This window comes from Allobosea sp. 05T433, from assembly GCF_056396065.1.
The window spans coordinates 42,318-67,583 of the sequence record NZ_JBFTKS010000018.1; the positions used below are offsets into that span (position 1 = coordinate 42,318).

Genomic DNA, 25,266 nt, shown 5'->3' on the forward strand with positions numbered 1-25,266 from the left:
CTAGTCGATATCCTCGACTTCGACCTCGGTGCCATAGACGCGCTGCGCGAGCGACGCCTCCATGAACGGGTCAAGATCACCGTCGAGCACGTCCGACGGCGCCGTCGAGCTCACTCCGGTGCGCAGGTCCTTCACCAGCTGATAGGGCTGCAGCACATAGGAGCGAATCTGGTGGCCCCAGCCGATATCGGTCTTGGAGGCCGCCTCGGCATTCGCCTTTTCCTCGCGCTTCTTCAGCTCGACCTCGTAGAGGCGGGCGCGCAGCATGTCCCACGCCTTGGCGCGGTTCTTGTGCTGTGAACGCTCCTGCTGGCAGGTGACCGCAATCCCCGTCGGGATATGCGTGATGCGCACCGCCGAATCGGTCGTGTTGATGTGCTGCCCGCCGGCGCCCTGGGCGCGGTAGGTGTCAATCCGGCAATCCGATTCCTTGACGTCGATAACGATCCGGTCGTCGACGACGGGATAGACCCAGACGGATGCGAAGCTGGTCTGCCGGCGGGCGTTCGAATCGAATGGCGAGATGCGCACGAGCCGGTGCACGCCCGATTCGGTCTTCAGCCAGCCATAGGCATTGTGGCCCTTGAACTGCAGCGTCGCCGACTTGATGCCGGCCTGATCGCCATCCTGATAGTCGAGCATCTCGACCTTGAACTTCCGCCGCTCGCCCCAGCGCCGGTACATGCGCAGCAGCATCTCGGCCCAGTCCTGGCTTTCGGTACCGCCGGCGCCAGGATGGATTTCGACATAGGTATCGAGCATGTCGGCCTCTCCGGAGAGCAGTGTCTCGACCTGCCGGCGTGCCGCTTCCTGCTCGACAGCCTTGATCGCGACTTCGCCTTCCGTGATGGAGGCGGCATCACTCTCCATCTCGCCCAGCTCGATCAGCGTCAGGGCATCGTCGAGATCGCGCTCGAGCTTCAGGATGCCGTTGATCTGGTCTTCGAGCGAGGTCCGCTCGCGCATGAGCTTTTGTGCCTGCTCGGCATCGTCCCAGAAGGTGGGGCCTTCGGAAAGTGCGTTCAGCTCCGCGAGGCGTCGTTGTGCGACATCCCAGTCAAAGATGCCTCCTCAGCAGTCCAATCGACTGCTTGGCGTTATCAAGTTGGGTCTGAACTTCAGGACGCATGATGCCAGCAGAACTTTCCTTGATGGGATTCGATCCGGCATGCCGGACGGAGCTGTTCAGATAGGGGCGAAAGGCGCGGGTGTAAACGGCACAGAATGTTTTCCAGCCTCCGCGAGGCCATCAGCGAGGTGCAGTCATCTCCACGAGCTTCGCCACCGTGTTCATGTTGCGCGCCGTGCCGGGGTCGCAGGCCGGAATGCGCAAGCGTGAATCCGCCATCCCGTCGCCATAAAAGATATAGACTTCGCGCTGGGCGAGATGCACCAGCTCACCCCGGATACCGCGGGCATGGTCCAGGGTGTCAGCGGGAAGCGGCTCGTCGACGAAGATCGCCACCGTGCGGTTACCAGGCTTGTCCGAAAAGGGATTGCGCGCCAGCACCCCGGACATCTCGGCGGCAGATCTGACCAGCACACCGACTGGCTTTCCCGCATGGGTCCGGAGTTTGTCCTCGAGCACCGACTTGATCTGCGCTTCGTCCGCATCGCTCGTGAACACCACATTGCCGCTGGCGATATAGGTGCGCACCTGGCTAAGGCCAGCTTCCTCGCACATCGCCTTCAAAGTGGTCATCGGGAGTTTTCCCGTTCCCCCGACATTAACCGCGCGCAACAGGGCTATATAGGCCGTCATGGCGTCTCGCCGCATGCAGAGTTCGGCCCAATGCCGGCGCCCTCGCCGGCCGGGATACAGAACGCCGGCGCGAGACACGGGGCCGATCTGGCCTTCGCTCCCACGCCGGCGATAACGGATCTAGTACAGGCCGCCGGTGCCGGACCCGACGCTGCGCCCGCCGCCGGGAGAGACGTTGAACGGCGCGCCGCCACCCTCACCCGCAGCACCGATGACCGAGTAGCTGTCGGGCGGAGCGGTACCCGGCTTGAAGGCTTCGAGAATGCCGCCTTCGCCACCGGCACGCATGCCGCTGCGCGGATCGACGCGGATCAACTTGATGCCGGCCGGCACGCGGAACGGCGTCGCCGGCTTGTCCTTCAGCGCAGCCATCATGAAGTCGCGGAAGATCGGAGCGGCATATTGGCCGGCCGTCGCCGAGTTGCCCAGCGACTTCGGCTTGTCGAAGCCCATATAGACGCCGACCGCGAGATCCGGCGAGAAGCCGACGAACCAGACGTCCTTGGCCTCGTTGGTCGTGCCGGTCTTGCCCGCGAGTGGCTTGCCGACCGACTTGACCACCTGCGCCGTGCCGTTCTGCACCACGCCTTCGAGCAGTGAAACCATCTGGTAGGCCGTCAGCGGATCGAGCACCTGGTCGCGATTGTCGATCAGGCGCGGCTCCTTCTGGCTCGCCCATTTGTCAGCATTGCAGCCTTCGCAGACGCGCTGATCGTGACGATAGATCGTGCCACCAAAGCGATCCTGGATGCGGTCGATCAAGGTCGGACGAATGCGCTTGCCGCCGTTGACCAGCATCGAATAGGCCGCCGTCATGCGCATTACGGTGGTTTCACCGGCGCCGAGCGACATCGAGAGCACCGGCAGCATGTCGTCATAGATGCCGAAGCGACGGGCATATTCCGCGATCAGCGGCATTCCGACATCCTTGGCAAGGCGGACCGTCATCAGGTTCTTGGAGAACTGGATGCCGTAGCGCAGGGTGCGTGGCCCGGTCGACTTGCCATCATAGTTCTCAGGCCGCCAGACACCGAGGCCGCCGCCCTGATCGACCTCGATCGGCGCGTCGAGCACGATGCTCGACGGCGTATAGCCGTTGTCGAGCGCAGTGGCGTAGACGAAAGGCTTGAAGGACGAGCCCGGCTGGCGCAGCGCCTGCGTCGCGCGGTTGAACTCCGACTGGTCATGCGAGAAGCCGCCGACCATGGCCAGCACGCGGCCGGAATACGGATCCATCACGGTGATGGCACCGTTGACCTCGGGCATCTGGCGCAGGCGGACCTGGCCGGGCCTGCTGTCAATCGGCTCGACATAGACGACATCGCCGACCGAGACGGCCTGGGCGACGCGGGCGCGTCGGGTCCAGCGGATGCCGTCACCCGTCAGCGTCACGGTATCGCGCTCGGTCCGGAGATGACCGGAATTCTCGCGTCCCGGATGCAGGCCGAGTCGCGCGCTGTCGCCACTGACATCGAGCACGACGGCAAGGCGCCAGGGCGCCACGTCGCCGAGCACCGGCAAGTCGCCGAGCGCAATGCCCCAGTCGCGCGCGCTGATGTCGAGCTTCTGGATGGCACCGCGCCAGCCGCGCGCCTCGTCGAAGCGCACGAGCCCGTCGACCAGCGACTTACGGGCAAGCAGCTGCATCTTGGGATCGACGGTGGCGCGCACGGAAAGGCCGCCCTCGAGCAGCTTCTTCTCGCCGTAGCGATCCTGCAGTTCGCGACGAATCTCTTCGGCAAAATAGCCGGCCGCGATGTTGTTGGGTGAAATCGTACGCGGGTTGACGCCGAGCTGCTGCTTCTTGGCGGCCTCGGCCTCCTCGCGCTTGACCACACCGTTCTCCGCCATGCGATCGAGCACGTAGTTGCGACGCTMGATCGCCCGTTCGCGATTGCGGAAGGGGTGAAGGTCGGTCGGAGCCTTGGGCAGAGCCGCGAGATAGGCGACCTCCTGCAGGTTCAGCTCATGCACCGACTTGCCGAAATAATTCAGTGCGGCAGCGGCAACGCCGTAGCTGCCCTGCCCTGGTGCCGGAGCTCCGAGATAGATCTCGTTCAGGTAGAGCTCGAGGATCTTGTCCTTGGAATAGGTCCCCTCGATGCGCAGCGCGATCAGCGCCTCGCGAATCTTGCGCTCCAGCGACTGCTCCGAGCCGACGAGGAAGTTCTTCGCAACCTGCTGGGTAATGGTCGAGGCGCCCTGCGGCCGGCGACCGGACGCGCGGTTGCGAAAATTCGTGATCGCCGCGCGGACAAGCCCCTCAGGGTCGACACCCATATGCTTGTAGAAATTCTTGTCCTCAGCCGAGAGATAGGCGTCGACGACCAGCTTGGGAATCGCCTGGATCGGCAGATAGAGGCGGCGCTCGCGGGCGAATTCGGCGATCAGGCTGCCGTCACCGGCATGCACACGACTCATCACCGGCGGCTCATAGTTCCGCAGCTGCGCCGAGTCGGGCAGATCCTTCGAATAATGCCAGATGAACCCGCCGGCCACGACCGCGCCGATGACGAATACGATCGTGCCCGCAGCGAATAGCCACCCGAAGAGTCGCAGAATAAACCGCATCTAAGGCCCATGCCCCTGATTGCTGTGCAGTGACCGGTCTCGCCGGGTTCGCCGCAACAGAGCCGATCTCGTGCAAGAAACGGCTGCCACCGTCTCGCTCCCAGCTCTCGTCCTCGTCGCTTCCAAATCAGGTCTATAACACGGCTGAGATGGCGGAACCGTGGCCTAACGACCACAATCTTCGCCAACCGCATCAACAGGTCTCAACGTTGGTTCGCGGCAGCTTTTCCAGCCGAAAGCGTACTGGTGAAATAGCCATCGATCGCGTTGTGGACCGCCCCGACTGCCTGCGCTCGCCAGGATGGCGAATTCAGCAACTCCGCATCCTTGGGGCTCGACATATAGCCGAGCTCGATCAGTACGGAGGGAACATCCGGCGCGGTCAGGACACGAAATCCTGCGGAACGCAAGGGTACCTTGTGCAGCTTGACCGAACCGCCGAGCTTCTCGACCAGATTTCGCGCGAAGACCGAAGAGAATGTCCGGGTTTCCCGCTTGGCGAGATCCATCAGGATGCCCGCGACGTCCTGCACGTCCTCGGCCGCGTCGAGGCCCGCGACGGCATCCGCCTGGTTTTCCTTGGCGGCGAGCCGGGCCGATTCGGCGTCGGTGGCGCGCTCCGAGCCGGTATAGATCGTTGCGCCGCGCACATCCTGCGCCTGCGTCAGCGAATCGGCATGGATCGAGATGAAGAGATCGGCGCCGGCGGCGCGGGCGATCTTCACGCGCTGCCCCAATGGTACGAAGGTATCGTCATCGCGCGTCATCATCACCCGATAGCGGCCGCCGGCTTCGAGTTGCTCCTTCAGAGCCAGCCCGAAGGCGAGGACGACGGATTTCTCGGCGATCGAGGCAACCACGGCACCGGGATCGATCCCACCATGTCCGGGGTCGATCACCACGAGTTGGCGTGTCTCGCCGTGCGGCTTGGGCACTTGAGACGCCGGCCCCTCCTGCGACTGCGGAGCCGGGCGCACCGAAGCTGCCTGGAACTCGGCCCGGCTTGCGCGCTTCAACTCCACGACCAGCTCGCCGAATCCGCCGCGCACCTTGCGGACCTCGGCCTTCGCGACCACGGCTGGCTGAGCGAGATCCAGAATGATGCGGGAACGATCGGCCGTGAACATCCCGAAACGGAAGGCGCTGACGAAGCCGGCACTCTTGCGCGCCGTATTCGGCTGAACCTGGAAATTGACCGATGGCAGGTCGATCACCGCCCGATCGGGCGCGGCCATCACCGAGGCGCTGATCTCGACGGGACGCGAGAGCGCCATGGTGAGCCTGACGACCTCACCGGCCTGCTCGATCCTGGCATCGGTCGCGACTGGAAACTCGTTTGCAGGCCTGGGCGCAGGATTGGCGTTTACCGGCGCGCATGGCGCTAGAATCAACCAGGACCCGAGCATCAGACGGACCACGCCTGAAACCGTCAGCCGGTTCAGGCCAGCGCTGTGGGAATGGAACGTCAGGCGAATGGATCCCATTGGCGTCACCAAGGCTTAACCATAGCGACGCAGAAGCTTAACAGCCGGTTACCACGCAATTGTGATGGCGAGAACCGCCCCGGCGCCACCGCCATGATGTTGCCCAAGCGATGTGACTTGCAAATCACTGTCACCTGTCTGTAATGGGGGTGGTTGCATTGCAGAGCCACCCGTAGCGCGCATCCGGATTCGAGGATCCGTTGGCGTCCGGGACACGGCGAAGCGACAGGCCCTTACAGGACTTGTCGCGGCAGGGCAGCCGCCAACGGATCGTCCGCGGACGGCCTGCGTCAGGCATGAGGTTCGACGCATGGCAGTCTTTCGCGAGCGTGCAAACGCGGTGCAATCGTCTTCGACGCACGCACTGCAGGTTAGGTCAGATGTCGGGGCATACGACGCCGCTTAGCTCATCGGTGCATCGTCCATACCTTCGGGACTGCGGCGGGCTTTTTGCCCGGGCAGGCTTCCCGATCCGCCATCGCGTCCTGATCCCTCACTCCCTCCTGCAACATGCCGGTTCATGCCGGCTCATGCGCGGCGCCCCTGCCCGCGGCAGCGGATATCCTTCCGCAGCCCGGCGGGTCCTGTCGGCGGCTGCGCCAATGGAAATCTCTTATGGCCAACAAGATGCTTATCGACGCAACACACCCGGAAGAGACCCGGGTCGTGGTGGTGCGCGGCTCGCGCGTCGAGGAATTTGATTTCGAATCTGCCAGCCGCAAGCCGCTGCGGGGCAATATCTATCTGGCGAAGGTGACGCGGGTCGAACCTTCGCTCCAGGCCGCATTCGTCGAATATGGCGGCAACCGTCACGGGTTCCTCGCCTTCTCCGAAATCCATCCGGACTACTACCAGATTCCGGTGGCCGACCGGCAGGCCCTGCTCGCCGAGGAAGCACGCGCCGACCGCGAGGAAGAGCGCGACGAGGAACGCCGCGAGAAGCGCGGCCGCCGCGACCGCGGCCGGCGTGACCGCGACGGACGCGCCAAGAAGGCGAGCAACGACGAGACCGTCAGCGCCGATGTCGTCGAGACCGACGGCAAGGAAGCCGCCATGGTCAACGAAGGCGCGCCCGCCTTCGGCGAGTATTTTGCACCGGAGGTCGCAGAATCGAGTGACGAGACCGTCGTCGAGAACGCTGCGCCGCTGACCTTCGAGACCGTGATCGAAGCCTCTGCAGAAGTCGGCGAGGCGTCCGCTGACAACGAGGAAGCGCGCCGTCCGTCCGAGAATGACGAGGACGAGAACGGCGAAGACAGCGACGACCATGGCCACGACGAGCCGCAGGAAGAGCCGGAGCAGCTCGGCGGCGGCGACGCCCTGGACGATATGCCGGAGCGCCCGCGCCACTCGCGCCGCCAGTACAAGATCCAGGAGGTGATCAAGCGCCGCCAGATCATCCTGGTCCAGGTCGTCAAGGAAGAGCGCGGCAACAAGGGCGCGGCGCTCACCACCTATCTCTCGCTCGCCGGCCGCTATTCGGTGCTGATGCCGAACACCGGCAAGGGCGGCGGCATCTCGCGCAAGATCACCAATGCCGAGGACCGCAAGCGCCTCAAGGAAATCGCCCAGGAACTGGAGGTGCCGGAAGGGATGGGCATCATCCTGCGCACGGCCGGCGCCTCCCGCACCAAGGTCGAGATCAAGCGCGACTACGAGTATCTGATGCGGATGTGGGAGAGCGTGCGCGAACTCACGCTCGGCTCCGTCGCGCCGGCGCTCGTCTATGAGGAAGGAAACCTCGTCAAGCGCTCGATCCGCGATCTCTACAACAAGGACATCGACGAGGTTCATGTCGCCGGCGAGGAGGCCTACCGCGAGGCCAAGGACTTCATGCGCATGCTCATGCCGAGCCATGCCAAGAGCGTGAAGGCCTATCGCGACCAGACCCCGCTCTTCGCCTCGTTCGGCGTCGAGAGCCAGCTCGACGCAATGTTCTCGAACACCGTCACGCTGAAGTCCGGCGGCTATATCGTCATCAACCAGACCGAAGCTCTGGTCGCGATCGATATCAACTCGGGCCGCTCGACCCGCGAACACAATATCGAGGACACGGCTCTCAAGACCAATCTCGAAGCGGCGGAGGAAATCTCCCGCCAGCTCAGGCTGCGCGATCTTGCAGGTCTCATCGTGATCGATTTCATCGACATGGAGGAGAATCGCAACAACCGCGCCGTCGAGAAGAAGCTCAAGGACTGCCTCAAGAACGACCGTGCGCGCATCCAGGTCGGCCGGATTTCGGCCTTCGGCCTGCTGGAGATGTCGCGTCAGCGCATCCGCACCGGCGTCCTCGAGAGCTCCTCGGTCCCCTGCCCGCACTGCGCGGGTGCCGGCATGATCCGCTCGACCTCCTCGGTGGCGCTGCAGATCCTGCGCGCGCTGGAAGAGACCCTGATCAAGAGCGCCTCGCACAATCTTTCGGTCCGGACGCGGCCTGAAGTGGCGCTCTATGTCCTCAACCAGAAGCGCGCGCATCTCACCGACCTCGAGACACGCTTCGCCATCGCGATCACGGTCTCGGCCGACGCGACCCTGCTCGGCACCCGCTATTTCGAGGTCGAGCGCGGCGAGTTCGTCGGCAATGAAGGCCGCGTCGTTCCGAGCCCCTTCAAGGCCGAGGCGATCGCGCATGTCGATGACGATGCGCTCGATGCAGCGGCCGAGGCGGAGGCCGCCGGAGGAAGCGAAGACGAGCAGGAAGACGCTACCCAGGCAGACGCCGTTGCGGAACGCGGCGATGGCGAAGCCCGTGGGGACGGCGGACGCAAGCGCCGCCGCCGTCGTCGGCGCCGGCGTGGTGGCGAGCGCGATGCGAACGGCCAGCAGATCGAGGGCGGCAGCGACGCCGAAGGCGATGAAGGCGACGAGGATGGCGACGAGCACGCCGACAGCCCCGCTGTCGCGGAAGCCACCCCGGCTCCCGTAGCCGAGCCAGCCGAAGCGCCTGTCGCCGAGGTTGCAGCCGAAGCCGTCGAGGAGGCCAAGCCGCGCCGCGCCCGCCGCAGCACGCGCAAGATCAAGGCCGAAACCGAGCAAGAGGCAGCCCCCGAAGCGGCGAAGGCAGCCGAGGGCGTGACGGAGACCGTCGCCGCCGAGGCCGCACCGGCCGAGAAGCCGAAGCGTAGTCGGGCACGCAAGAAGGTCGTACCGATCACCGAGGACGGCGTCGCCGCCGAGGCTCCCGCCCCCGCAGTCGAAGCTCCGGCTGCTCCGGTCGAGACGCCGATCACCTCCGAAGCTGAGCCCGCTCCCGAACCTGCCCCGCGTGTCGTCGAGGAACCCGTCGCGGTCGTCCTGACCCCGCCGGATCCGGACCGGCCGAAGCGCGGCGGCTGGTGGAACAAGCTCGCCGGACGCAAGTAAGACTTCCGGCCGCTGCGATCACTCGCAGCGGCCTTCTTCGTTAAGGGGGTGACCGTCGATGCCGCCGCCGAGAAGCTTTGAGCGACTGGCGCTCGTCGTCGTCTGCATCGCGGCGCTGCTCGGTCTCGCCTGGCTGGCTTTGCAGGCGATCGGCTGGTTCGGCGTCGGCTTGCTCGGCCTCTTCATCGCCTTCGTGGCGATCCGCTTCGAGCTCGAGGAAAACCGGCCCGTCGGCCACCAGATGACGCCGGATCTCTATGCCAGCCAATTCCACAAGCATGGCCGTGAGCATGAGGCAGAGCGAGCGGGCTTTCGCACCCAACTCGTCGCCCAGATTTCTGCCGCCCGCCTCGGACTCGGGCTTGGCCTCCTGCTGACAGCCATTGGCTTCGGCTTCTTCTTCATCCTCGAAGCCAGTCGTTGAGACCCTACCCGGCCGAAGGCGCCAGCGGCGTCGGCGGCTGGATGGTCGTGATCGATGCGGCGGCCCCGGCAGAGGCCTGCCCTTCACCGCCCCTGACGGTCACGGCGTTCGAGGCAAAGGCTACGCCGGCATCGTTGAGCGCCTGATACATCCGCTTCAGCGCCTCACGCTGGAGCGCACCGGCCTGAGCCGGCTTGGCGGTGAATTTCAGCCGGATGACGATCGCAGTGTCGGCAATCTCGGCCACACCCTGCATCTTGAGCTGCGCGATGAAGTGAGGTCCGAATTCCGGGTCCTCCAGCAACGCGAGGCCGATCTTCTTGATTGTCTTGCGCGCCTTCTCGATATCGGCGGAGCGGTCGAGCCGGACGTTGAACTTCACCGTTGCCCAGTCGCGGCTGGCATTGGTCAGGGACGGGATCTGGCCGAAGGGCACTGTATGGATCTGTCCGCTCTGATGGCGCAGTTGTACCGAGCGTAGCGAAATCTTCTCGACCGTGCCCTTGAGCCGCCCCGTATCGACGTATTCGCCGACGCGGAAGGCATCCTCGACCATGAAGAAGAAGCCGGAGACGATATCGCGCACGAGCGCTTGCGAACCGAAGGACACGGCGAGGCCCAGGATGCCGAAGCCGGCCAAGAGGGGCCCGATATCGACACCCAGCCGTGATAGCACGACAAGGCTGGTCAGGCCGATCACGGCCCCGAGCACGACACCGCGCAGCACCGGGAGCACCGTGCCGAGCCTGGACGGGACATGGTCGTCTGGGGGAGCTTCCTCGTCTGTCGGCCCTGCATGCACGGCACGCGGCGTATAGGCATCGAAGAAGGCACGCAGGAAGGTCAGCGCGATCCATCCCATGAAGGCCAGGGAGGCGACACTGAGGAGGCGTTGACCGAACGACACGGTATCGGGCGCATCGGCGTCCATGACGAAACCGCTCCAGAGCCGGACCAGCAAATAGAGGGCGCAGAGCCAGACGAAGCCCACCACGCTCGATTGCAAGGTCCTGCCCATTGCACTCGAGAGTGGGGTCTGCTCGCGCTCCACGGAGCGACAGTTCAGCCACGAGCGGATCAGCGCCCCAAGCCCCGACGCCACGATCGGAGCAAGCACGACGATGAACTGCGTGGTCCCCGCCTTGACGCCCCAGTGCGCGCCATCAGGCATGACAGCGGCGCTGCGGCCCACGGCCCAGATCAACACGGCGCTCGCCATCAAGAGCCAGGGCGTCGCCGCAGCAACCAAGCGGCGCAAGCCGCTTGCCGAGGGGCCGGGCTGCGCCAGGCTGACAAGGTCATGCCGTGCGTACCAGAACCACCAGACCTTGTAGGCCGTCAGCAGCAGCGAGGACACCGCGAACCATCCGGCAATCGAGGCAGGATCCGACGCCGAGCCTTCGCCGAGCGCGTTCACGACCAGAACGATATGCCCGAAGAAGGCATAGATCATGATCAGCCCGAAATGCCGTTCGGCACGCGGCAGAGGCAGGATGCGCCGCGCCGGGTTCCCCGGGGAAAGCAGGAACCGCCCGGCCATCGCGAACGACCACAACATCCCCAGTCCGTAGAGTTCGGCCGTGGCGATGTGTTGCGCGAAATCGAGCTGCGGCAGAAGCCACCGCACCAGGGTTCGCCCGGCGAGCCATAGGGCCACGAGCGCGGCGAAATCGTGCGCAAAGCCGATCGAGGAGGCAACGAACCGTTCGAAGAGCGTGTCGTCCCGCGGCACCAGGCGCTTGGCGATCAAGCCGCGCGTCATTTTCCAGAGGATGACGGCGAAAGCCGTGGCGGCAAACAGGACGAGCAGGACGCGGGCCCCCGCCGACATTCCCGTGGCGCCATTCTGATTGGCGGCCCAGGCGCGAGCCCAGTCGCTCGGTATGCGCGTCGCGGACGGGATCGAGGCGTTGCCATAGTCGAACCCTTCGACGAAATGGTTGGCAACCTCCTCCAGCCGCGTTTCGGCAACCGCAACGCGCGTTTCCGCAGGCGCGGGCTTGACAGGTGTGGCCGCTGCCGCCGGTGCAGTTGCGACGGCCTCGCCGGGGCCAGCCATGCGGAGAATGACCTTGCGCCCCCCCGCCTCCAGCGTCGTGATGGTCTTGCGCAGCGCGTCGGGCGCCTCGTCCCCGCGCAGGATCAGGGTCACGCTGTTGTCACCGGACGCCTGGGCGAACGCTGCGGATCCCGATCCGATGAGCAGAAAGGCAAGGAGGACCAGCGCCGCCGGGAGGGCATGACCGCGCGAAGACGCAAAGAAAGCTCGCATCAAAACCGGTTCCCCCTTGTCTGCTCTCCTATGACTTGGACGGGAATACATCCATTTGGCAAGCATTCCGCGCTGGCATCGTTACAGGCTCTCAGCGCCGTTTCAGCCACATGCCCAAGCGCGAGACCGCGTCCTCGCATTCAGCCAGCGAACCGGCGAAGGAAAGTCGCACCGTGCGTGCGCCACGCCCCCCGTCGAAATCGAGGCCGGGGGTGATCGCGACATGAGCCTGTTCGAGCACATCGCGGCAGAAGGCCATGGAATCGTTCGAATATCGTCCGATGTCGAGATAGATGTAGAAGGCCCCGTCGACAGGCAGGAAATCGCCCAGGCCGATTTCAGGCAAAGCCTTCAGCAAATAGGCGCGGTTGGCGGCATAGCCGGCCTTGATTGCCTCGCACTCGGCAGTCGCATCGAAGGCCGCCTCACCCGCCACCTGGCTGAGATACGGCACCGAGATCGAGAAATTCTGCTGCAACCGCTCGATCGTGCGCACCATGCGCTGCGGCACCACGAGCCAACCGACGCGCCAGCCCGTCATGCAGTAATATTTCGAGAACGAATTGACGATGATCGCGTCCTGATCGGCGCTCAGCGCCGTCGTCGCGGGCGTCTCATAGGTCAAGCCGTGATAGATTTCGTCGGAAATGTACCACAACCCAAGCCGGCGGCATTCAGCGGCGACGGCAGCGATCGCGTCTGGTGCCATCACCACGCCGGTCGGATTGGCGGGGCTCATGGTCAGGACGCCCGCGAGCGGGCGCTCGGCGTGACCTTTCGCAATCAGGTCCGGGGTCAGCGCGTAGCGGGTCTCCGGGCCAACCTCGATCGCGACCGGTTCCAGCCCCAACGCGGTCAGGATGTTGCGATAGGCCGGATAGCCCGGCGCCGTGATCGCGACGCGTGCGCCCGGCTGGAAACAGGCGAGGAATGCGAGAATGAAGCCACCCGACGAACCGGTGGTCACGATGACACGATCGGCCGGAATGCTGACGCCATAGGCGTCCTGATAGTGGCGCGCGATACGCGCCCTGAGAGAGTCGGTGCCGAGCGCCTGCGTATAGCCGATGCGACCATGCTCGAGCGCGCGCGCCGCTGCAGCGCGGATGCTGGCCGGTGTCGGCGCGGAAGGCTGCCCGACCTCCATATGCACGACCGAACCACCGGCCCGCTCGATCGCTGCGGCCTGGTTCATCACGTCCATGACGATGAAGGGTGCGACCTCGGCCGCACGAGCGGAGAGCGCGGGCGGCGTCGCTAGGCGGTGAACATCGGTTGTCATGCAGATCTCGCGTCGGGAACCGGCGGAGCCCCGCCCGCCACTTGAAGCAGTGCCCTAGAGCATCAGGAGGGAGCGTGGGAAGCCGTTTGTGGCACAGACGACGACCGGGGGCCTCCTTCGAGAGGCCGGCTTGCGCCTGCCCCGTCTCCAACTCGGCGACAGGAGGTGACCGACCATCGCATTCGCAATGGTGTTGAGCGACGCTGCGCACAGGTCAGGTCATGCTCCCGCCGCAACCGCTGGCAAAGCTGTGAATTGACGCTGCCCGCGCGAGAGCGGAGAAGGGGCGCAAGATGACCGGTTCAACGCTTGCCGTGGCCAAGGGCCGGCGAGCCCGAAAGGATGACGACATGGCTCTGTTCACCCTGCTCCGCCCGGCCTTCGCCGGAATCAGGCGCGCGGGTCTGGTCTTGGGCGGGCTCGGCCTCGCCGTAACCCTGGCCGCCGCTCCGGTTCAGGCGCAGGGACAGCCCCTGTCACCCGAACAGCGCAAGGCCGTCACCGATCTCATTCGCGAGACGCTGCTGAAGAACCCTGAACTGATCCAGGAAGCGCTCGTCGAACTCGAGCGCCGCAATCAGGTCGCTCAGGCCGAGGCACAGCGCAGCGCCGTCGCCAGCGAAAAGGCGAACCTCGTCGATCCCGCGACATCGATCATCGCCGCCAATCCGCAGGGTGATGTCACCCTGATCGAGTTCATGGATTACAATTGCGGCTTCTGCAAAAGGGCGCTCGACGATGTCCGCACCCTCGCCAAGGACGACCCGAAGCTGCGCGTCGTGATCAAGGATTTCCCGATCCTCGGCCCCGATTCGGTCGAGGCGAGCCGTGTCGCCATCGCCGTGAAGAACCAGCTGCAGGGCCAGAAGTACTGGGATTTCCACAACAAGCTGATGGCGACCAAGGGCCGGATCAACGGCGCCAAGGCGCTGGAGATCGCCAAGGACGCCGGCGCCGATGTCGAGCGCGCCCGCAAGGACATGGACGCGCCTGCAACCCGCGCCGCGATCGAGTCCACGGTCGCACTCGGCGATCGGCTCGGCCTGACCGGCACTCCGGCCTTCATCATCGGTGACGAAGTTGTCTTCGGCGCCGTTGGCGCCGCGGCGCTGAAGGAGAAGATCGAAGCCGTCCGCAAATGCGGCAAGGCCACCTGCAGCGGCTGATGAAACCGGCCGGCCTGTGGTGGCTCTCATCGCAGGCCGGCGTCACAGGCTTCCCCTGTCCCGCCGTTCCGGTTAAGACGACGCCGACGCCGCAGCTTCGCGGCTTGAGGAATCAACGCGAGCCATGGTCGCCGTCCACGTCCTGAACGGACCCAATCTGAATCTGCTCGGCACCCGCGAGCCCGGAACCTACGGTTCGGTGACGCTCGCCGGCGTCGAGGAACGCCTTAAGGCGAGGGCCGCCGCTGCCGGGGTCGAGCTGACCTTCAGCCAGACCAATTTCGAAGGTGAGCTCGTCACCCGCGTGCAGCAGGCAGGGCTGGCGGGAGCCGGCATCATCATCAATGCCGGCGCCTACACCCACACCTCCGTCGCGCTGCGCGATGCGATCAAGGGCACCGAGGCCCTCGCCATCGAGGTCCATGTCTCCAACGTGCACGCCCGCGAGGAATTCCGGCACCATTCCTACATGGCACCGGTCTGCGTTGGCGTGATCTGCGGCTTCGGCGTCGCCAGCTACGACCTTGCTTTCGACGCGATCGTGCCGCTTCTCCAGAAGCGCGCGGAAAAGACGGCGGCCTGAACGGGCCGGCTCAATCCAGCAGGGTGGCGCCTCGCGGCTGCCCATCCTCTCAACCAAGACGACGAAGACGGTGAAACCCGCCATGGCGACCAAGAGCCCGATCGATCCCGAACTGGTGCGCGAACTCGCGCAGCTCCTCAACGAGACCGACCTGTCCGAGATCGAGGTCGAGAAGGGTGATCTGCGCGTCCGTGTGGCCCGCACCATCTCCGCAACCGTGCAGGTGCCCGTCGCCTCGCATGCCCCGGCCATGGCCCATGCACCGGTCGCGACCGCGCCGGTCGAGGTCAAGTCGGCAGCCGCCCACCCCGGCACCGTGCCCTCCCCGATGGTCGGCACCGCCTATCGCCGCCCCTCGCCTGAAGCGAAGCCCTTCGTCGAGATCGGCCAGGAGGTAAAGGCGGGTGAGCGGGTCCTTCTCGTCGAGGCGATGAAGACCTTCAACGACATCGTCGCGCCGCGCGCCGGCAAGGTCACGGCGATCATGGTCGAGGACGGGCAGCCGGTCGAATACGGCGAGCCGCTTCTGGTGATCGAGTGAGCGGGGCAGCGGGCGCGGACGAGCCGAAGATGTTCGACAAGATCCTGATCGCCAACCGCGGAGAGATCGCGCTGCGCGTCCTGCGCGCGGCCAAGGAGCTCGGCATTGCGACCGTCGCGGTCCATTCGACCGCGGATGCCAATGCCATGCATGTGCGCCTCGCCGACGAGAGCGTCTGCATCGGCCCCCCGAGCGCCCGCGAGAGCTATCTCAACATTCCGGCCCTGATCGCGGCCTGCGAGATCACAGGCGCCGATGCGGTCCATCCCGGCTACGGCTTCCTGTCGGAGAACGCCCGCTTCGCCGAGATTCTCGAGCGGCACAACATCGCCTTCATCGGTCCCAAGGCCGAGCATATCCGGGTGATGGGCGACAAGATCGAAGCCAAGCGTACGGCCAAGCGCCTCGGCATTCCCTGCGTCCCCGGCTCGGAGGGCGGCGTCAGCGAGGATGCGGAAGCCCTGCGCATCGCGCGCGATATCGGCTTTCCCGTGATCATCAAGGCCGCGGCCGGCGGCGGTGGGCGCGGCATGAAGGTGGCGCGCAGCGAGGATGATCTCGTCGTGGCGCTCCAGACGGCGCGAACCGAGGCCAAAGCCGCCTTTGGCGATGACGCTGTCTATATCGAGAAATATCTCGAGAAGCCGCGCCACATCGAAATCCAGATCCTTGGCGACGGCCGCGGCCATGCCATCCATCTCGGCGAGCGCGACTGCTCGCTGCAGCGCCGCCACCAGAAGGTCTGGGAAGAAGGCCCCTCGCCCGCGCTCAATGCCGGCGAGCGAGACCGGATCGGCTCGATCTGCGCCAAGGCGATGGCCGATCTCGGCTATCTCGGCGCCGGCACGATCGAGTTCCTCTACGAGGATGGCGAGTTCTATTTCATCGAAATGAACACCCGCATCCAGGTCGAGCATCCGGTCACCGAGATGATCACCGGGATTGATCTGGTGAACGAGCAGATCCGCATCGCCGCCGGGGCGCCGCTCTCGCTCAAGCAGAGCGACATCATCATCGAGGGCCACGCCATCGAGTGTCGCGTCAATGCCGAGCATCCGGCGAATTTCCGCCCCTCCCCGGGCAAGATCGCCTCGTTCCATACGCCGGGCGGGCTTGGCGTCCGCGTCGATTCTGCGGCCTATCAGGGCTACTCGATCCCGCCCCATTACGACTCTCTGGTCGGCAAGCTGATTGTCCATGGTCGCAACCGGGCGGAATGCCTGATGCGGCTGCGCCGCTCGCTCGACGAGTTCGTCGTCGACGGTGTCGACACGACCCTGCCGCTGTTCCGCACGCTCGTGCGCAATCCCGACATCCTGAACGGCGACTACAATATCCACTGGCTCGAAAAGTTCCTGGCCGCGGGCGGCATGGGGCCCGAGGGACAATAGCGCCGGTCACGGCCTGTCATGCCCGCCCGATGGCGGGCATCGACATCCTGCGATGTCTCGGTCGCCAGCCCCGCCACAGTGACAGGGACGGTCGCGATGGGAGCGGCCATGACGAAAGAGCGCAGCTTTCGCGTTTGACTTGGCGCCGCGCTCACGCTCCCATCTGCACATGAAGGCTCGTTCAGCGCCAGTACGCTCGCCCGTGATCACGCCGGAGATCCTGCTGCGCGCTTATGCAGCCGGCATCTTCCCGATGGCGGAGAGCGCCGACGATCCAAACCTGTTCTGGGTCGAGCCCGAGGTCAGGGGCGTGATCCCGCTCGCGAACTTCCATCTGCCTTCACGCCTTGCCCGTAAGCTCCGCGCCGATCCCTTCGAGATCCGGGTCGACACCGCCTTCGAACAGGTCATCGCGGCCTGCGCCGAAGCGCGCCCGGACCGGCCCGATACCTGGATCAATACGCGGATCAGGGAGCTGTTTGGCGCACTTCACGAACTCGGGCACGCGCACAGCGTCGAATGCTGGCGCGATGGAAAGCTGGTTGGCGGGCTCTACGGCCTGTCCCTTGGCGCAGCCTTCTTCGGCGAGAGCATGTTTCATCGGGCGACTGACGCCTCGAAGGTCGCGCTCGTCCATCTGGTGGCCCGGCTGAAGCGCGGCGGTTACCGCCTGCTCGATGCCCAGTTCCAGACCACGCACCTTGCCCAGTTCGGCACACAGGAAGTGCCACGCGAGGCCTATCGCATGCTGCTCGAAGCCGCGATCGCCCATGACGCGGAATGGTGGAGCTGGCCAAAAGGCCAGGACATCGCCGGTCGCGAGGCCCTGACTGAGCTGATCTGAGTTCAGCCCTTGATCACGCTGCGTTTGAACGAAATTGTCCAAATACAGCGTGATCAACTCTTATAGTTTAGAGCCTGCTTTATGCGAAAAACCGTTGCCACTTTTTCGCAGCATGCTCTTGCCCCTGCCTCAGTTATTGCCGGCGGGATCACGTCCAGGAACAGGATTGGTCGGGAAGAAGCGCTGGCTCGGCGCCTGACGCGGCTCAACCGGCACACCACGCGGCGGAGCCACATCCATGCGCTGTCCGGGGGGAAGCTGGGTGCCAGGAGGCAGTTGGGTGCCCGGCGGCAGTTGGTTGACGTCGCGTGGCGGCGTGCGCGGCCTGCGCTCTTCCGGTGGCGGCGGCGCTTCCGGATCCTTGGGATCGACCACGAGCTCGGTACCGCCCTTGCAGTCGGTGAGCCAGACATCATAGATCGCGTGTTCGACGCCATGCAGACCAGGGCTCGCGGCATACATCCAGCCCGTGAAGATGCGCCGGTACTCGTTCGAGAAGGTCACCTCGTCCACCTCGACGAAGGAGGTGGTCTGCGGGTTCTCCGTCGGCGGGCGGGTCCAGCAAACGCGCGGCGTCAGTTGCAGCGCACCGAACTGAACGGTCTCGTCAATCGCCACCTCGAAGGAGATGATCCGACCGGTGATCTTGTCGAGACCCGCAAAAACCGCCGTCGGATTGCGGATGCGGTCGGCCTTCGCAGGCTGGGCGGCCATCAGGGCCGCGAGAGCTGGAGCGGCCAGGGCCGCGACCTTCGACAATCTGCTGACGGACCGCATCTTCTGCTACGAATCTCCCCTCCCGCCAGAAGACGGGGGCTGCGGCTTAACACGGCAATCGCAGCGGAAAAAGGGCAGCGGGGCCACAGTGACGCCTGCGGCGGCACCGCATCATTGGCTCTTGCGCGCCCGGAAGCGGGCGACCTTGTCGCGGTTGCCGCAGGTGCTCATCGTGCACCAGCGCCGCGTGTTGTTTCGCCCTCGATCGTAGAACACCATCACGCAGTCATGGTTGGCGCAGTGCTTGAGCCGAGCCGGCTCGTGGTCGCAGACGAAGCGGGCGAAATCCAGCGAGATCCTCGACGCCGMTCCGACGCCCCGATCGGCCACGGAGATTAGCGCGTAGCCCTCGTCACCCCTTTGCAACCGATAACGCTCGGTCGCCGGCACGAGCAGGCGGTTGATCGCATCGATAGACCCTTCCGGCAGCGGCTTGCCCTGCCGCAACAGGTCAAAGGTCGGGCGAAGGGTTTCCCGCAAGCTCTTGAGCTCACACCCGGTTTCAGGCGTCTCCGCCTCCCCCAGCCCAGCCGCGGCAAGCCACACCGCCATGGAGTGCGGCTCGCCGAGCAGATCCCGCGGTCCAGTCTCGGTCAGCGGCGTGGTGTTGAGCAGATCGAGCCAGGGCCGGCCGCCCATGAAGGGAAAGCCATCCCGGAAATCATCATTGGTCGGGCTCGCAGACATGGGCCGCTCCGGTTGGCGCAGGTGAGTGCCGTTTGTAACCTCTAATTTAGTCATTGACAGGTTACGCGTCAAATGACACCGTTGAACGACAGATTGACAGGTTACGGACTCGAAATGCGAACTCTCGTCAGTTCTGCCGCGCTCGCCACGTTTCTCATGTTCGGAGCCCCACTCATGTCCACCGCACAGCCCATTGCGCCCGTCCTCTCCCCGTCGGTCGCGGTCCGCTACGGCACCGCCACGATACAGGGCCTCGACATTTTCTATCGGGAGGCCGGACCTCGGGATGCTCCCGCCATCCTGCTGTTGCACGGCTTTCCGTCTTCATCGCATATGTTCCGCGACCTGCTGCCGCTGCTCGCCAAGGGCTACCGCGTCGTTGCGCCTGACTATCCCGGCTTCGGTCACAGCTCGGCGCCCGCGCCGAGCGAATTCGCCTACTCCTTCGACAGGCTGGCTGAGGTGATCGAGGGCTTCACGGAGCAGGTCGGCCTCACCCGCTATGCGCTCTATATCCAGGACTACGGCGGCCCGATCGGCTTTCGCCTCGCGCTCAAACATCCCGAGCGCATTCGCGCGCTGATCGTTCAGAATGCCGTCGCCAATGAAGGCGCCTGGAGCGCGGAGGCCCGCCGTGACATGGAGCCGTTCTGGCAAAACTGGACGCCCGAGACCGAAAAGCCCTTCCGCAATCTGCTCGGTGCCGACGGCACGAAGTTCCAGTACACGCATGGCGCGACCAGATTGGAGCGGCTCTCGCCGGATGCCTGGCGCCATGATCAGGCCGGGCTGGACCGCCCAGGCAATCAGGACATCCAGTTGCGGCTCCTCCACAACTATCAGAGCAATTTTGCCGCCTACCCGGCCTGGCAGGCCTATCTCGCCCGACACCAGCCTCCCGCGCTGATTGTCTGGGGCAAGAACGATCCGTTCTTCATGCTGGCGGGCGTCGACTATCTGAAGGAGCAGTTGCCGGCCGCAGAGGTGCATCTGTTCGATGCCGGCCATTTCGCGCTCGAGACCCATTCCGGCGAGATCGCGGAACGCGTCGATGCCTTCATGCAGCGATTGCCGAAGGCCGACTGACGCGAAACGGGCACTCCGTTGAATCGAAAGGGGCCGCCGGCGTTCATTCGCCGGCGGCCCCTTTCTCAAACAGATCGTGCAGGCTTCAGCGCCCGGGCGTCCAGGCCTCGTAGTCGCCCGTCGCGGGCGGGCGCTCGCCTTCAGCCAGGGTCGAGCCCTGAGGACGATAGGCCATGGCCGTTCCCGTCCAATTCTGCTGGTGCGGCTTCTGCCAGTCGCGCGGCTGATAGCTCTCCTCGGAGGGAGCGATATCGACGGTGTGATGCAACCAGCCATTCCAGCCAGCCGGAATGGTCGAAGCTTCGGCCAGGCCGTTATAGACCACCCAGCGCCGCTGTAGGCCCAGCGCCTTGTCCTTCACCCCACCCTTGGTGCGGTAATAGGTATTGCCGAATTCGTCCTGGCCGACCTTCTCGCCGAAGCGCCAGGTGTGGAAGCGCGTGCCAATGGTCTGGCCGTTCCACCAGGTAAAGATCTGCAGCAGCGTTTGCTTCATGGCTCTCGTCCGCCGTGGTCCGCGTCGCGCGACTTATGGCGAGAGCATCCCGCCCTGTCCAGCCCGCAGGAAGATTCACGGCAGATTCGTCGGGAGCGCGCGTTTCCGGAATGCAGGCCGCCATGATTCGGCCACCTTGCGAACACGCCCCAGGCACGGTTCGAAACGCGAAGATCTCCTGTCTCCAGACACTTGGCGCAGGCTGTGTAGATGGCGCTTGCGATGGTCAGGCGCGGCTGGCCCATTCACCTATGGTCAACTATGACTGCCGCGAATTTTATGCTTTCCGCCGCCCGCGGGATCGTCCACCCTTCGCTCAAGCGCACCGATTCCGCCCGTGATTCCGGGTGCTTAGCTGGCAGCTTGAAACTTATCCCCAGAACACACAGATACACACAAGATGTCGTGTCCACAGGGTTTGCGGCGCACTAATCCTTGACGGACCACCCCAGTCGGGACTAGTTTTTGTCAGTCGCGTGACGGCTGGCGGAGACGCCTTCGACACCCGCGAGAGAGTTCCCGGACGGGTCGAGGTGATCACCGCGTGGCATGCCATCCCTGGCAGCGGCGAACGGTGGCGTGCGGTCTGTCTGGTGGCGTCCGGAGTGCCGACGGCGGGAAACACCGCCGCGGAATCCAGGGGCATCAAACCGAGTTGGGCTGACATCAGGAGCCGGTGATCAACCGGCCGCGCGGGGCATTTTCGCCCGCGGCATGCATTGGGGACCAAGATCATGCGCATCGAGCGCCGCTACACCACCACCGGACAGTCGCCCTACGCCGCGATTCCCTTCCGTTCGGCTGTCAGCGAGATCCGCAACCCTGACGGCTCGATCGTCTTCCGCCTCGAAGGCATCGAGGTTCCCGACGCCTGGTCCCAGGTGGCGAGCGATGTGCTCGCGCAGAAGTACTTCCGCAAGGCGGGCGTGCCCGCAGCGCTGAAGCGCGTCGAGGAGAACGAGGTTCCCTCCTTCCTCTGGCGCTCGGTTCCCGACGAGGCCAAGCTTGCCGAACTCCCCGAGAGCGAGCGCTACGTCTCCGAGATTTCCTCCAAGCAGGTCTTTGACCGCCTCGCCGGCTGCTGGACCTATTGGGGCTGGAAGGGCGGCTATTTCTCCTCGGAAGAGGATGCCGCCGCCTTCCATGACGAGCTGCGCTTCATGCTCGCCACCCAGCGCGTCGCGCCGAACTCGCCGCAATGGTTCAATACCGGCCTGCACTGGGCCTATGGCATCGATGGCCCCGGCCAGGGCCATTTCTACGTCGACTTCAAGACCGGCAAGCTGGTGAAGTCGAAGTCAAGCTACGAGCATCCGCAGCCGCATGCCTGCTTCATCCAGGGCGTGGCCGACGATCTCGTCAACGAAGGCGGCATCATGGACCTCTGGGTGCGCGAGGCGCGCCTGTTCAAATACGGCTCCGGCACCGGCTCGAACTTCTCGATGCTGCGCGGCGAAGGCGAGAAGCTCGCCGGCGGTGGCCGTTCCTCCGGGCTGATGTCCTTCCTCAAGATCGGCGATCGCGCCGCCGGGGCCATCAAGTCGGGCGGAACGACGCGCCGTGCCGCCAAGATGGTCGTGGTCGATGTCGACCACCCCGATATCGAGACCTATATCGACTGGAAGGTCCGCGAGGAGCAGAAGGTCGCTGCGCTCGTCACCGGCTCGAAGATCGTCCAGAAGCACATGAAGGCCGTGATGAAGGCCTGCGTGAACTGCGAAGGCGACGGCGATTCCTGCTTCGACCCCGAGAAGAACCCGGCCCTGAAGCGCGAGGTCAAGCTCGCCCGCAAGGCGATGGTGCCGGACAACTATATCAAGCGCGTCATCCAGTTCGCCCGCCAGGGCTATACCGACATCCAGTTCGACATCTACGACACCGACTGGGATTCGGAAGCCTATCTGACTGTCTCCGGCCAGAACTCGAACAACTCGGTCTCGCTGACCGACGACTTCCTGCGCGCAGTGGAAGCGGATGCGGACTGGAACCTCACCGCCCGCACCACCGGCAAGGTCCTGAAGACGCTGAAGGCCCGCGATCTCTGGGAGAAGATCGGCTATGCCGCCTGGGCGAGCGCCGATCCCGGCCTGCACTTCAACACCACGATGAACGACTGGCACACCTGCCCGGCCTCGGGACGCATCCGCGCCTCGAACCCGTGCTCGGAGTACATGTTCCTCGACGATACCGCCTGCAACCTGGCCTCCGCCAACCTGCTGCAGTTCTACGACCGCGAGACCAAGAGCTTCGACGTCGCCGCCTATGAGCATCTCTGCCGGCTCTGGACCGTCGTACTCGAGATCTCGGTGACGATGGCGCAGTTCCCGAGCCGCGAGATCGCCGAGCTGTCCTATGAGTTCCGCACACTCGGCCTGGGTTATGCCAATATCGGCGGCCTGCTGATGACCATGGGCCTCGGCTATGATTCCGAGGAAGGCCGCGCGCTTGCCGGCGCCCTCACCGCGATCATGACCGGCGTCTCCTATGCGACCTCGGCCGAAATGGCGGGCGAGCTTGGCCCCTTCCCCGGATACAAGAAGAACGCCAGCCACATGCTGCGCGTCATTCGCAACCACCGCACCGCCGCTCATGGGCAGGCCTCGGGCTATGAAGGCCTGCAGGTTACGCCGGTGCCGCTCGACCATGGCACGCTCGCCCGTCTCGGCGGCTCGAGCGCCACCATGTCGGAACGCGCCCGCGCCGTCTGGGACGAGGCCCTCTCGCTCGGCAAGATGTATGGCTATCGCAATGCTCAGACGACGGTGATCGCGCCGACCGGCACGATCGGCCTCGTCATGGATTGCGACACCACCGGCATCGAGCCCGATTTCGCGCTGGTGAAGTTCAAGAAGCTGGCCGGCGGCGGCTACTTCAAGATCATCAACCGCGCCGTTCCCGACGCGCTGCGCTCGCTCGGCTACCGCGAGGCCGAGATCGCCGAGATCGAGGCCTATGCCGTCGGCCATGGCTCGCTAGCCCAGGCTCCTGGCATCAATCACGGCTCGCTCCGGGCCAAGGGCTTCCCCCAGGCCAAGATCGACGCGGTCGAGAAGGACCTGAAGGCCGCTTTCGACATCAAGTTCGTCTTCAACAAGTGGACGCTGGGCGAGGACTTCCTCGTCAATGAGCTCAAGGTCCCGGCCGAGAAGCTGAATGACATGTCGTTCGAGCTCCTGCCCTTCCTCGGCTTCTCGAAGGCCGAGATTGAGGCCGCGAATGTCCACGTCTGCGGAGCGATGACGCTGGAAGGCGCGCCGCACCTCAAGCTTGAGCATTACAACGTCTTCGACTGTGCGAACCCGTGCGGACGCATCGGCAAGCGCTATCTCTCCGTCGAGAGCCACATCCGCATGATGGCGGCGGCGCAGCCCTTCATCTCGGGCGCGATCTCGAAGACCATCAACATGCCGAACGACGCCACCGTCGAGGACTGCAAGAGCGCCTATCTGCTCTCCTGGAAGCTGGCCCTGAAGGCGAACGCCCTCTACCGCGACGGTTCGAAGCTGTCGCAGCCGCTGAACTCGGCCCTGATCTCGGACGAGGATGACGACGCCGACGACGCCGTCGAGTTGCTGCACCAGCAGCCGATGGCGGCACGCGCCACCCATGTCGCCGAGAAGATCGTCGAGCGCATCGTCGAACGGATCGAACGCAAGCGCGAACGCGAGAAGATGCCGGACCGTCGCACCGGCTATATCCAGAAAGCCGTCGTCGGCGGGCACAAGGTCTACCTGCACACCGGCGAATACTCGGACGGACGCCTCGGCGAGATCTTCATCGACATGCACAAGGAGGGCGCGGCCTTCCGGGCGATGATGAACAACTTTGCGATCGCGGTCTCGCTCGGCCTGCAATACGGCGTGCCGCTGGAGGAATATGTCGAGGCCTTCACCTTCACGCGCTTCGAGCCCTCGGGCTTCGTGCAGGGCAACCAGTCGATCAAGAACGCCACCTCGATCCTCGACTACGTCTTCCGCGAGCTGGCGATCAGCTATCTCTCGCGCAACGACCTCGCCCATGTCGACCCGAGCGAGATCGGCCATGACGTGATCGGCGGCGGCGTCGGCCAGGACAAGGCGCCGGATGCAATCGGTCCGATCACCTCGACCCCGCTGGCCTCGACTGGCTTCCGCCGTGGCAAGCCGATCAACCTGCTCGCCATCCAGGGCGGAATCGTCCACGAGACCGTCGCCCGCAGCAGCAGCAACGTCACCTCCTTCGCCACCGCAGGCGCGACTGCGCTGAAGCCGGACGCCGAAGAAGAGGCCGTGGGCGAAGCTGAACTGGCCAAGCTCGGCTTCGCGGCTCCCGCCGGCCAGCCGACAGCCTCGGAGCGTCGCGCCGAAGCGATCATGAAGGGCTATGTCGGCGATTCCTGCGGCGAATGCGGCAACTTCACGCTGGTCCGCAACGGCACCTGCCTGAAGTGCAACACCTGCGGTAGTACAACTGGCTGCTCGTAGCACGCAGAGTACTGATACTGCTGAAAATCGGGGCATAGTGTTGCCGCGATTGTAGTAGGTCGAGTTCCGCAATC

General features: G+C 64.9%; 18 protein-coding genes. 9 read left to right on the forward strand and 9 right to left on the reverse strand.

Annotation, left to right across the window (positions count from 1 at the left end; genetic code table 11):
- The 4 genes from prfB to AC1DGP_RS22665 form a co-directional block, all read right to left on the reverse strand.
- Positions 1–1,129, reverse strand: a protein-coding gene (prfB, locus tag AC1DGP_RS22650; protein WP_441489997.1) for a peptide chain release factor 2 whose coding sequence is annotated in 2 segments (ribosomal slippage) — positions 1–1,059 and positions 1,061–1,129 — 1,128 coding nt in all. Because the reading frame shifts where the segments join, the coding sequence is not laid out codon by codon here.
- Positions 1,130–1,249: 120 nt separating this feature from the next.
- The gene (locus AC1DGP_RS22655; RefSeq protein WP_476832540.1) at positions 1,250–1,777 is read right to left on the reverse strand and encodes a DUF1697 domain-containing protein; all 528 of its coding nucleotides are present in this window, start codon (positions 1,775–1,777) and stop codon (positions 1,250–1,252) included.
- A gap of 105 nt (positions 1,778–1,882) precedes the next feature.
- On the reverse strand, positions 1,883–4,333 hold the full coding sequence (locus tag AC1DGP_RS22660) for a penicillin-binding protein 1A (protein WP_476832541.1): 2,451 nt from the start codon (positions 4,331–4,333) through the stop codon (positions 1,883–1,885).
- A 203-nt stretch (positions 4,334–4,536) separates the two neighbouring features.
- Positions 4,537–5,817, reverse strand: coding sequence for an N-acetylmuramoyl-L-alanine amidase (locus AC1DGP_RS22665; protein WP_441505389.1), 1,281 nt, complete (start codon positions 5,815–5,817; stop codon positions 4,537–4,539).
- 615 nt (positions 5,818–6,432) lie between these two features.
- Here AC1DGP_RS22665 and AC1DGP_RS22670 point away from each other — a divergent pair.
- Together AC1DGP_RS22670 and AC1DGP_RS22675 are read left to right on the forward strand one after the other, a co-directional pair.
- A complete protein-coding gene (locus tag AC1DGP_RS22670; protein WP_441489993.1) occupies positions 6,433–9,180 on the forward strand; it encodes an Rne/Rng family ribonuclease in 2,748 nt (915 codons plus the stop codon).
- A gap of 58 nt (positions 9,181–9,238) precedes the next feature.
- A complete protein-coding gene (locus AC1DGP_RS22675; protein ID WP_441489992.1) occupies positions 9,239–9,604 on the forward strand; it encodes a hypothetical protein in 366 nt (121 codons plus the stop codon).
- Positions 9,605–9,608: 4 nt separating this feature from the next.
- Here the strand turns inward: AC1DGP_RS22675 and AC1DGP_RS22680 are convergent, their stop codons facing one another.
- Together AC1DGP_RS22680 and AC1DGP_RS22685 are read right to left on the reverse strand one after the other, a co-directional pair.
- On the reverse strand, positions 9,609–11,876 hold the full coding sequence (locus AC1DGP_RS22680) for a mechanosensitive ion channel family protein (protein ID WP_441505388.1): 2,268 nt from the start codon (positions 11,874–11,876) through the stop codon (positions 9,609–9,611).
- Positions 11,877–11,967: 91 nt separating this feature from the next.
- Complete coding sequence (locus tag AC1DGP_RS22685) at positions 11,968–13,158, reverse strand: aminotransferase class I/II-fold pyridoxal phosphate-dependent enzyme (protein WP_441505387.1); 1,191 nt, start codon at positions 13,156–13,158, stop codon at positions 11,968–11,970.
- 293 nt (positions 13,159–13,451) lie between these two features.
- On the opposite strand from AC1DGP_RS22685, the gene AC1DGP_RS22690 reads away from it, so the two are divergent.
- The 5 genes from AC1DGP_RS22690 to aat all read left to right on the forward strand — a co-directional run bounded on the left by AC1DGP_RS22690 (position 13,452) and on the right by aat (position 17,683).
- On the forward strand, positions 13,452–14,324 hold the full coding sequence (locus AC1DGP_RS22690; protein ID WP_441505386.1) for a DsbA family protein: 873 nt from the start codon (positions 13,452–13,454) through the stop codon (positions 14,322–14,324).
- A 124-nt stretch (positions 14,325–14,448) separates the two neighbouring features.
- Positions 14,449–14,907, forward strand: coding sequence for a type II 3-dehydroquinate dehydratase (gene aroQ, locus AC1DGP_RS22695; RefSeq protein WP_113512750.1), 459 nt, complete (start codon positions 14,449–14,451; stop codon positions 14,905–14,907).
- Positions 14,908–14,989: 82 nt separating this feature from the next.
- The gene (gene accB, locus AC1DGP_RS22700; protein ID WP_441489988.1) at positions 14,990–15,448 is read left to right on the forward strand and encodes an acetyl-CoA carboxylase biotin carboxyl carrier protein; all 459 of its coding nucleotides are present in this window, start codon (positions 14,990–14,992) and stop codon (positions 15,446–15,448) included.
- 29 nt (positions 15,449–15,477) lie between these two features.
- On the forward strand, positions 15,478–16,839 hold the full coding sequence (accC, locus tag AC1DGP_RS22705; RefSeq protein ID WP_441489987.1) for an acetyl-CoA carboxylase biotin carboxylase subunit: 1,362 nt from the start codon (positions 15,478–15,480) through the stop codon (positions 16,837–16,839).
- Positions 16,840–17,008: 169 nt separating this feature from the next.
- Positions 17,009–17,683, forward strand: a complete 675-nt coding sequence (aat, locus tag AC1DGP_RS22710) for a leucyl/phenylalanyl-tRNA--protein transferase (protein WP_441505385.1) — start codon at positions 17,009–17,011, stop codon at positions 17,681–17,683.
- Positions 17,684–17,812: 129 nt separating this feature from the next.
- Here aat and AC1DGP_RS22715 read toward each other — a convergent pair whose 3' ends face one another.
- Positions 17,813–18,397, reverse strand: coding sequence for a DUF2155 domain-containing protein (locus AC1DGP_RS22715; RefSeq protein WP_441505596.1), 585 nt, complete (start codon positions 18,395–18,397; stop codon positions 17,813–17,815).
- A 174-nt stretch (positions 18,398–18,571) separates the two neighbouring features.
- Positions 18,572–19,147: a CGNR zinc finger domain-containing protein gene (locus AC1DGP_RS22720; protein WP_476832542.1), complete on the reverse strand. Its 576-nt coding sequence runs from the start codon at positions 19,145–19,147 to the stop codon at positions 18,572–18,574.
- Between the two features lie 174 nt (positions 19,148–19,321).
- On the opposite strand from AC1DGP_RS22720, the gene AC1DGP_RS22725 reads away from it, so the two are divergent.
- Positions 19,322–20,233, forward strand: coding sequence for an alpha/beta fold hydrolase (locus AC1DGP_RS22725; protein ID WP_441505383.1), 912 nt, complete (start codon positions 19,322–19,324; stop codon positions 20,231–20,233).
- 85 nt (positions 20,234–20,318) lie between these two features.
- Here AC1DGP_RS22725 and AC1DGP_RS22730 read toward each other — a convergent pair whose 3' ends face one another.
- Positions 20,319–20,729, reverse strand: a complete 411-nt coding sequence (locus AC1DGP_RS22730) for an NADH:ubiquinone oxidoreductase subunit NDUFA12 (protein ID WP_441489983.1) — start codon at positions 20,727–20,729, stop codon at positions 20,319–20,321.
- A gap of 734 nt (positions 20,730–21,463) precedes the next feature.
- Between AC1DGP_RS22730 and AC1DGP_RS22735 the strand changes: the two genes are divergently transcribed.
- Positions 21,464–25,192: a vitamin B12-dependent ribonucleotide reductase gene (locus AC1DGP_RS22735; protein WP_441505382.1), complete on the forward strand. Its 3,729-nt coding sequence runs from the start codon at positions 21,464–21,466 to the stop codon at positions 25,190–25,192.
- Positions 25,193–25,266 lie beyond the last annotated feature (74 nt).